This is a genomic window from Bacillus sp. 166amftsu (assembly GCF_900107445.1).
GTDB classification, from domain to species: Bacteria; Bacillota; Bacilli; order Bacillales; family Bacillaceae_G; genus Bacillus_A; species Bacillus_A arachidis.
This window is the reverse complement of the sequence record NZ_FNQA01000045.1, coordinates 1-7716: the sequence shown is the minus strand read 5'-3', so window position 1 is coordinate 7716 and position 7716 is coordinate 1. Positions and strand designations below refer to the sequence as shown.

The following is a 7716-nucleotide window of genomic DNA, read 5'->3' as shown; positions in this document are numbered from 1 at the left end:
ATGGAGGTATACCCAAGTCTGGCTGAAGGGATCGGTCTTGAAAACCGACAGGCGGCGAGAGTCGCGCGGGGGTTCGAATCCCTCTACCTCCTCCAGATATAATTGACAACAGCGCATATAAGTGGAGATTGGAGAACTCGTTACCAACACGTAACGAGTTTTTATTTTAAAGCCAATCAGAAAGTATGATGTAAGGTGAAGTTTGGCCTTATGAAACACTCATATTCCGATGATTATCTTCATAGATATGAAAGGAGTCAACATGGATCTTATTATACAAACATTTCCTCTAGATGGAAAAACTTTATATTATGTACAATGCCCAGTCTGTAAGAACAATAGAATTTTAAATAGTGGTGCAAACGTATCTCGTATTATAAGTGATGATACATTCCGTAAACTTTGCGGTTGTACTTGTAATGTGAAGAAAGAAGCGAAAAAAGTAGAGGCACCGAAAAAAACTGCTGAAAAAGATGCAGCTCCAAAACGTACTGGTAAAGTATTAACAGCAATTATTAATGGAAAAGAAATGACTGTTAAAGAAATTGCTGAAGCATATGATATTAGTACAAGCACCGTTCGTCAGCGTATTAATGCTGGGAAACCTGAGAGCGAAATTATTGCTCCAACGAAAAAGAAGAAGTAAGTTAATGGAAAAACCCGTGCAGATGCACGGGTTTTTTATTTCACAAGCTTACGTGTTTGGTTTAAAAAATGTCCAATTTTCTTAATGATTGGTTCAATCGAGCTTTCATCTTTTAAGATATCATATTCATTAATATTTAGACGCAGGATTGGACATGAGTTAAAGTTATTAATCCAATTTTCATAACGCCCGTGCATTTCTTGCCAATACTCAATTGGTGTTTGTTGTTCCATTGGGCGACCACGTTCTTGAATACGACTGACAATATCATCAAAAGAACCTTCTAAATAGATTAATAAGTCTGGATGAGGGAAGTAAGGTGTCATAACCATTGCATCGAACAACCCTTTGTATGTTTCATAGTCCGTTTCCGTCATTGTTCCTTTTTCGTGATGCATTTTTGCAAAAATACCAGTATCTTCATAGATAGAGCGATCTTGTACAAAGCCACCGCCGTATTCGAAGATTCTTTTTTGTTCTTTAAATCTTTCTGCCAAAAAATAAACTTGTAAGTGGAAGCTCCAGCGTGTGAAATCACCATAGAACTTATCTAAATATGGATTCGAATCTACTTTTTCAAATGATGTACGGTAACCTAAAGAGTTAGCCAGTGCAGTTGTCATAGTTGATTTACCAACTCCGACTGTACCAGCAATTGTAATTACTGCATCATTTGGTATATCATACTTTTGCCTTAAATTCATTGCTATTTCGTCCCCTTTGAGAGTGTATTTTGGAGAGTGGATAAAATTACATTCAAGTCTTCACTATTTTTAACGAAATCCATGTTATCTCCATTGAATTTTAACACTGGAATATCAGGATGGTCTTTTTTTAAGGCATCCATTGCCGTTTCGTAATCTTTGGTAAGTTGTAGTAAGTAATTTGGATCCATGTTTTTCTCAAATTCACGTCCACGCATCGCGATCCGTTTTTGTAATGTTTCTAGGCTTGCTGTTAAATATACAATGACATTTGGTACGGGCATATCTTGCGTAAGAATACGATAAATTTGCATGTACTTGTCATATTGAGCGTCTTTTAATGTGCGAGATGCAAAAATTAAATTTTTAAATATATGATAATCTGCTACTACTGGCTTACGCTGATTCAAGTATTTTATATTAATGTCTTCCAATTGTTTATAACGATTGCAAAGAAAGAACATTTCTGTTTGAAAACTCCATTCTTCAATGTTTTCATAAAACTTTCCTAAGAAAGGATTTTCATCAACAATTTCTTTTAATAAATGGAGTTGCATGTGAGTTGAAATTTCCTTCGCAAGTGAAGTCTTTCCAACACCGATTGGTCCTTCAACCGTAATAAATGGTACTCCGGTCACGCTGTTTCCTCCTTTCAATTCATAATTTCCTGTAAATAAAAAGCACAAAACAGAATTATTGTAGCATAAGAGGGAAGCAAGCGGACTAATTTGTCATAAAAAGTTAGAAAATCGACGCACGCTATTCAAATTTTAATTGAGGAGAGGGCATGATATTTGCCTTTAATGTCGTTTCCATTATTTTTAAAGCGTGTTTATTATCTTGATCAGAATTAGAAGCAGTACAATCTTGAGGTACATATAATGTGTAGTTTCTCATATGAGCATCATTCGCTGTAAAAAGGATGCATATGTTTCCCGCAATCCCTGTTATGATAAGTTTTTCAACCTTTAAATGTCCTAATAAAGAATTTAAGGGAGTTTCATAAAATGCCGAATAATGTGGTTTAATAAAAACATAGTCATCTGTGCTGGGGGCAATTGCTTGTATAATGTTTTTGCTATAATTATTTGTGCAATGAGTAATAAGTTGGTCGATATCAGCTCTCCATAGTTGGTAATGATCGTTAATATAAATAACAGGATAACCATTCATTTTCATTGTTCGTTTTAATTGTAAGATGGGCTCTGTGATTATTTGACATTTTTTTGCAAGGGTTGGCCCGTGTGAGAATTGAAAGTCATTAATCATGTCAATAATGAGCAGTGCAGTATTTTTCATATGTAGTCACCCTTTCTTTTCTTTAGGTTGGATTGAATGTGTGAAAGTTATCCTGCATCTGTAAGGAGAAGGATAATTGAATAGTACGTATATGAATATAAATGAAAAAAAGCATGGACTCATTCTTTTAGAGCGGGAGAGAGGTTGCGATCCTGCATAGAAGTGATCAAATCCTTTTCCTGCCCCATGCCAGTTGAAACTGAAAGGAAAAAATGAGTGGAGATCAATTTTTATTCTGCTTAGCAGGGGATTATATGCTCAAAAATCAAAATGGGTTGATATAGGAGTAAAGGGTTATAATACTTTATTCGTAATGAGAGGACTGTATTATGGAACAAGACATTTATTTTATGCAGCTTGCAATTGAAGAAGCAAAGAAAGCTGAAGGAATTCAAGAAGTTCCAATTGGAGCTGTTATTGTACTAGATGGGGAAGTAATCAGCGTTGCTCATAATTTAAGGGAGACAGAGCAACGATCAATCGCTCATGCAGAGTTATTAGCTATAGATGAAGCTTGCAAAAAGTTAGGTACGTGGCGCCTAGAAAACGCTACGCTATATGTTACATTAGAGCCATGCCCAATGTGCGCAGGCGGACTTGTTTTATCGCGTGTAAAACGTGTGGTATATGGTGCAAGTGATCCAAAAGGCGGATGTGCAGGTACGTTAATGAACCTTTTAACCGATGAGCGTTTTAATCATCAATGTGAAGTAGTATCTGGTGTGATGGAAGAAGAGTGTGGAGCGTTGTTAACAAACTTTTTTAAGGGGCTGCGAAAAAAGAGAAAAGAGCAAAAGAAAAAATTGGATGAAAATATTGCTCGTTAACAGGTTTGCAATTTATGAAGAAACAAGTTATACTGATAATGCCTTCAATAAGGCAACCGAATATTGGTTTTAACTTTGCCGTGCTAAGCGGGGAGGTAGCGGTGCCCTGTACTCGCAATCCGCTCTAGCGAGGCCGAATCCCTTCTCGAGGTTATGTTGCTGTAAGGCCTGCCTTAAGTAAGTGGTGTTGACGTTTGGGTCCTGCGCAACGGGACCCCGTGAACCTTGTCAGGTCCGGAAGGAAGCAGCAATAAGCGGGTCTTCTCGTGTGCCGCAGGAGTGCCTGAACCGAGCTAACTGCTTAAGTAACGCTTATGGTACGTAATCGACAGAAGGTGCACGGCAGTTATATATGTATACAAAACCCACCTCATACAAAGAGGTGGGTTTTTTGCATAGAAAATAACTTTTGGAATCTATAAACAGAATGGGTTATAATATACAAGATAATAACCTTTGAGGGAGGCCGTATTTTCGTGTCATACCAAGCGTTATACCGAACATGGAGGCCGCAAAAGTTTGAAGATGTAGTTGGTCAAAAGCACGTAACAAAAACGTTGCAGAATGCCCTTCTTCAGGAGAAAGCTTCGCATGCTTATTTGTTTTCTGGCCCGAGAGGAACAGGTAAAACGACAATTGCAAAAGTATTTGCAAAGGCAATTAACTGTGAGCATGCTCCAGTAGCTGAACCTTGTAATGAATGTCCTGCGTGTTTAGGCATTACAAAAGGGTCTATTTCGGATGTATTAGAAATTGATGCGGCTTCAAATAACGGTGTAGATGAAATTCGAGATATAAGAGATAAAGTAAAGTATGCCCCAAGTGCAGTGAGATATAAAGTATACATTATCGATGAGGTTCACATGCTTTCTATGGGGGCTTTTAATGCGCTGTTAAAGACATTAGAAGAGCCGCCATCACATGTTATCTTTATTTTGGCGACAACAGAGCCTCATAAAATTCCACCTACAATCATTTCACGCTGTCAACGCTTCGAATTTCGAAAGATATCAGTACATGACATTGTAGAGAGACTAGCGACAGTTGTTACAAATGAAGGTACAAAGGTAGAAGATGAGGCGTTGCAAATTGTTGCACGTGCTGCTGAAGGTGGCATGCGTGATGCGCTTAGTCTGATTGATCAGGCTATTTCTTATAGCGATGAGATTGTTACGACTGAGGACGTCTTAGCGGTAACAGGTTCTGTTTCTCAACAATATTTAGGTAATCTTGTAGAATGTATAAGAGAGAATGATGTATCAAGAGCGTTGCGTATTATTGATGATATGATGAGTAAAGGAAAAGACCCAGTTCGTTTTATGGAAGACTTCATTTACTATTATCGTGATATGCTTTTATATCAAACTTCACCACAATTAGAACATATGTTAGAACGAGTAATTGTAGATGAACAGTTCCGTATGCTAAGTGAAGCGATGCAACCTGAGATCATTTATGAAATTATTCATACACTTAGTAAGGGGCAACAGGAGATGAAGTGGACAAATCATCCGCGAATTTTCCTAGAGGTTGTTATGGTACAACTTTGCCAGCAGTTTATGGTACAAGCAAATGGTGCGGATCGTTTGCAAGCAATTATGAACAGAATGCAACAATTAGAAAAAGAATTGGAACATGTGAAGAAAAATGGAGTACCAGCTGGTGTAGGACAGGAAGTAAGAGAGACACGTGCAGCACCGAAACCTGTGCGGACAGGGAATATGAAAATTCCTGTTGGTCGTGTACATGAGGTGTTAAAGCAGGCAAAACGCCAAAATTTAGAACAGCTAAAAGGTGTATGGGGTGAGTTGTTAGGAAGACTTAAATCCTATAACAAAGTGGCTTTTGCTGTATTATTAGAAAATAGTGAACCAGTAGCAGCTTCTGAGGATTCTTATGTTTTAGCTTTCCAATATGAGATACATTGCAAAATGGCAAGTGAAAATCGTGATGCGATGGATACTGTAGAGCAGACTCTCTTTGAATTGCTTAGTAAAAGGTTAAACATGATTGCAATTCCAAAGAGTGAGTGGGGGAAAATACGAGAGGAATTTTTACAGCGTGAAGGTGGAAATTCAGAAGAAGCTGCAGAACAAAAAGTAGATCCCCTCGTAGATGAGGCGGTAAAATTAGTAGGGCAACAACTTATTGAAATAAAAGAATAACAATAACTAGGAGGAATTTATTATGATGCGTGGCGGAATGGGAAATATGAATAACATGATGAAGCAAATGCAAAAGATGCAAAAGCAAATGGCGAAAGCACAAGAGGAACTTGGTGAAAAAACAGTTGAGGGTACAGCAGGTGGCGGAATGGTTACGGTTATTGCAAATGGTCACAAGCAAATTCTTGATGTGAAAATTAAAGAAGAAGTTGTAGATCCAGAAGATATTGAAATGTTACAAGATCTTGTATTAGCTGCAACAAATGATGCAATTAAGCAAGCTGAGGAACTTTCAAACTCTACAATGGGGCAATTCACAAAAGGCTTAAACTTACCAGGTGGAATGTTCTAGTAGGAGGATATTGAATCATGCATTATCCAGAACCGATTTCAAAGCTCATAGATAGCTTTATGAAGTTGCCGGGAATTGGCCCGAAAACGGCTGTTCGATTGGCATTCTTTGTACTAGATATGAAAGAAGATGACGTACTAGACTTTGCTAAATCACTCGTAAATGCAAAGCGAAATTTAACATATTGTTCAGTTTGTGGACATATTACAGATCGTGACCCTTGTTATATTTGCGATGATTCACATCGTGACCAATCAGTTGTTTGTGTTGTGCAAGAAGCAAAAGATGTAATCGCAATGGAAAAAATGAAAGAATATCAAGGTGTCTATCATGTGCTTCGTGGTGCAATTTCGCCAATGGAGGGAATTGGTCCAGAGGATATTAATATTCCGCAATTGTTAAAAAGATTACAGGATGAAACTGTACAAGAAGTTATTTTAGCAACAAACCCAAATATTGAAGGGGAAGCTACAGCGATGTATATTTCCCGCCTCTTAAAACCGACAGGTATTAAAGTGACTCGTATTGCGCATGGTCTTCCCGTTGGTGGAGATTTAGAATATGCGGATGAAGTAACGTTATCGAAGGCTTTAGAAGGTCGTAGAGAAGTATAAGAGGAGAAATCAAAATGTTTTTTCAAAAAAAGGGAAAGTTGCGAAAAGAATATGATGATAAGTTAATAGCCTCATTAGAAAAAGTGAAGAATGAGTGGCTACGTCAAAAAAGGATGGTAGAACAAAGTGTTGAACCATCCCAAGATGTGCTGTGTTCTTTGAAATTAGCAGAAGCGAAATACTTTTTCTTGCTAAAAGAAGCAAAGAGGCGTCCGGTGAAAATGGAGCGATGGTAAAGATCCTGGTTTTGTAACCAGGGTCTTTTTATATAATTGAACGGCATTTTTTGTTTCCTTGTCCCATACATATAGAATGTATAAGTTATATAAGGAGGGAGAAAATGAACTCTACATTCGTTATTGGTGGAATCCTAACTTTGATATTTGTTTTGCTGATTTTTGGCGCTTCGATGAGACCATTACAAGTCATAGGAAAGATGTTTGTTAAAGTAATGATAGGTGTAGTGTTGTTGTTTGCCGTTAATGTGATTGGAACATACTTTGGTTTTCATATTCCAATTAATATAGGTACAGCTTCTGTTTCTAGCGTTTTGGGAATACCGGGTATTTGTGCTTTAGTTATCATTAAATTATATATAATGCCAGGATGAGAAGCATTTTGGCATTTATTTTTAAAAAAAATGAAAAAGGGTGTTGACTTATTAATTGTTAATATGGTAAATTAATAAGCGTCGTCAACAACGAAAGAAAAAAGAAGTTGACGAATTAATTAAGAAATGTTATATTATGAAAGTCGCTGAAACGCGATATTGAACTTTGAAAACTAAACGAAACAAACAACGTGAAACGTCAATTTTTATTTTAGATGCTAGACAAACTAACTTTATTGGAGAGTTTGATCCTGGCTCAGGATGAACGCTGGCGGCGTGCCTAATACATGCAAGTCGAGCGAATGGATTAAGAGCTTGCTCTTATGAAGTTAGCGGCGGACGGGTGAGTAACACGTGGGTAACCTGCCCATAAGACTGGGATAACTCCGGGAAACCGGGGCTAATACCGGATAACATTTTGCGCTGCATGGCGCGAAATTGAAAGGCGGCTTCGGCTGTCACTTATGGATGGACCCGCGTCGCATTAGCTAGTTGGTGA

10 protein-coding genes, 1 tRNA gene, 1 rRNA gene and 1 other RNA gene are annotated in these 7716 nt (G+C 37.7%); 10 read left to right on the top strand and 3 right to left on the bottom strand.

Going from position 1 to position 7716, the window contains the following annotated elements:
* The first annotated feature begins 2 nt into the window (after nt 1-2).
* Together BLV40_RS27240 and BLV40_RS27235 are read left to right on the top strand one after the other, a co-directional pair.
* Nucleotides 3-95 (top strand) — tRNA-Ser (locus BLV40_RS27240).
* Nucleotides 96-262: 167 nt separating this feature from the next.
* A complete protein-coding gene (locus BLV40_RS27235) occupies nt 263-646 on the top strand; it encodes a sigma factor-like helix-turn-helix DNA-binding protein (RefSeq protein ID WP_026593370.1) in 384 nt (127 codons plus the stop codon).
* Between the two features lie 35 nt (nt 647-681).
* On the opposite strand, the gene BLV40_RS27230 is transcribed toward BLV40_RS27235, so the two are convergent.
* From BLV40_RS27230 to BLV40_RS27220, 3 genes are all read right to left on the bottom strand, one after another.
* Nucleotides 682-1350, bottom strand: coding sequence for a deoxynucleoside kinase (locus BLV40_RS27230; RefSeq protein ID WP_090695728.1), 669 nt, complete (start codon nt 1348-1350; stop codon nt 682-684).
* A gap of 2 nt (nt 1351-1352) precedes the next feature.
* Nucleotides 1353-1988, bottom strand: coding sequence for a deoxynucleoside kinase (locus BLV40_RS27225; protein WP_090695726.1), 636 nt, complete (start codon nt 1986-1988; stop codon nt 1353-1355).
* A 121-nt stretch (nt 1989-2109) separates the two neighbouring features.
* Complete coding sequence (locus BLV40_RS27220; RefSeq protein WP_090695724.1) at nt 2110-2649, bottom strand: cysteine hydrolase family protein; 540 nt, start codon at nt 2647-2649, stop codon at nt 2110-2112.
* A gap of 329 nt (nt 2650-2978) precedes the next feature.
* Between BLV40_RS27220 and tadA the strand changes: the two genes are divergently transcribed.
* From tadA to BLV40_RS27180, 8 genes are all read left to right on the top strand, one after another.
* Nucleotides 2979-3476, top strand: a complete 498-nt coding sequence (tadA, locus tag BLV40_RS27215; RefSeq protein WP_026593366.1) for a tRNA adenosine(34) deaminase TadA — start codon at nt 2979-2981, stop codon at nt 3474-3476.
* A 78-nt stretch (nt 3477-3554) separates the two neighbouring features.
* Nucleotides 3555-3819: signal recognition particle sRNA large type (ffs, locus tag BLV40_RS27210), an RNA gene on the top strand.
* 133 nt (nt 3820-3952) lie between these two features.
* Complete coding sequence (dnaX, locus tag BLV40_RS27205; protein WP_090695723.1) at nt 3953-5641, top strand: DNA polymerase III subunit gamma/tau; 1689 nt, start codon at nt 3953-3955, stop codon at nt 5639-5641.
* A gap of 25 nt (nt 5642-5666) precedes the next feature.
* A complete protein-coding gene (locus BLV40_RS27200) occupies nt 5667-5993 on the top strand; it encodes a YbaB/EbfC family nucleoid-associated protein (RefSeq protein WP_170833727.1) in 327 nt (108 codons plus the stop codon).
* 17 nt (nt 5994-6010) lie between these two features.
* Complete coding sequence (recR, locus tag BLV40_RS27195; protein ID WP_017150461.1) at nt 6011-6607, top strand: recombination protein RecR; 597 nt, start codon at nt 6011-6013, stop codon at nt 6605-6607.
* Between the two features lie 14 nt (nt 6608-6621).
* On the top strand, nt 6622-6843 hold the full coding sequence (locus BLV40_RS27190; protein ID WP_090695721.1) for a YaaL family protein: 222 nt from the start codon (nt 6622-6624) through the stop codon (nt 6841-6843).
* Between the two features lie 104 nt (nt 6844-6947).
* Complete coding sequence (locus BLV40_RS27185; protein ID WP_090695719.1) at nt 6948-7217, top strand: pro-sigmaK processing inhibitor BofA family protein; 270 nt, start codon at nt 6948-6950, stop codon at nt 7215-7217.
* 233 nt (nt 7218-7450) lie between these two features.
* Nucleotides 7451-7716 (top strand): 16S ribosomal RNA (locus BLV40_RS27180); the annotation flags it as partial.

Excerpts from the sequence above, each read along its gene's own strand:
- BLV40_RS27190 (WP_090695721.1), top strand. The coding sequence starts at position 6,622 with ATGTTTTTTCAAAAAAAGGGAAAGTTGCGAAAAGAATATGATGATAAG.
- BLV40_RS27220 (WP_090695724.1), bottom strand. The coding sequence starts at position 2,649 with ATGAAAAATACTGCACTGCTCATTATTGACATGATTAATGACTTTCAA.
- BLV40_RS27230 (WP_090695728.1), bottom strand. The coding sequence starts at position 1,350 with ATGAATTTAAGGCAAAAGTATGATATACCAAATGATGCAGTAATTACA.
- tadA (WP_026593366.1), top strand. The coding sequence starts at position 2,979 with ATGGAACAAGACATTTATTTTATGCAGCTTGCAATTGAAGAAGCAAAG.
- BLV40_RS27235 (WP_026593370.1), top strand. The coding sequence starts at position 263 with ATGGATCTTATTATACAAACATTTCCTCTAGATGGAAAAACTTTATAT.
- BLV40_RS27200 (WP_170833727.1), top strand. The coding sequence starts at position 5,667 with ATGCGTGGCGGAATGGGAAATATGAATAACATGATGAAGCAAATGCAA.
- recR (WP_017150461.1), top strand. The coding sequence starts at position 6,011 with ATGCATTATCCAGAACCGATTTCAAAGCTCATAGATAGCTTTATGAAG.
- BLV40_RS27185 (WP_090695719.1), top strand. The coding sequence starts at position 6,948 with ATGAACTCTACATTCGTTATTGGTGGAATCCTAACTTTGATATTTGTT.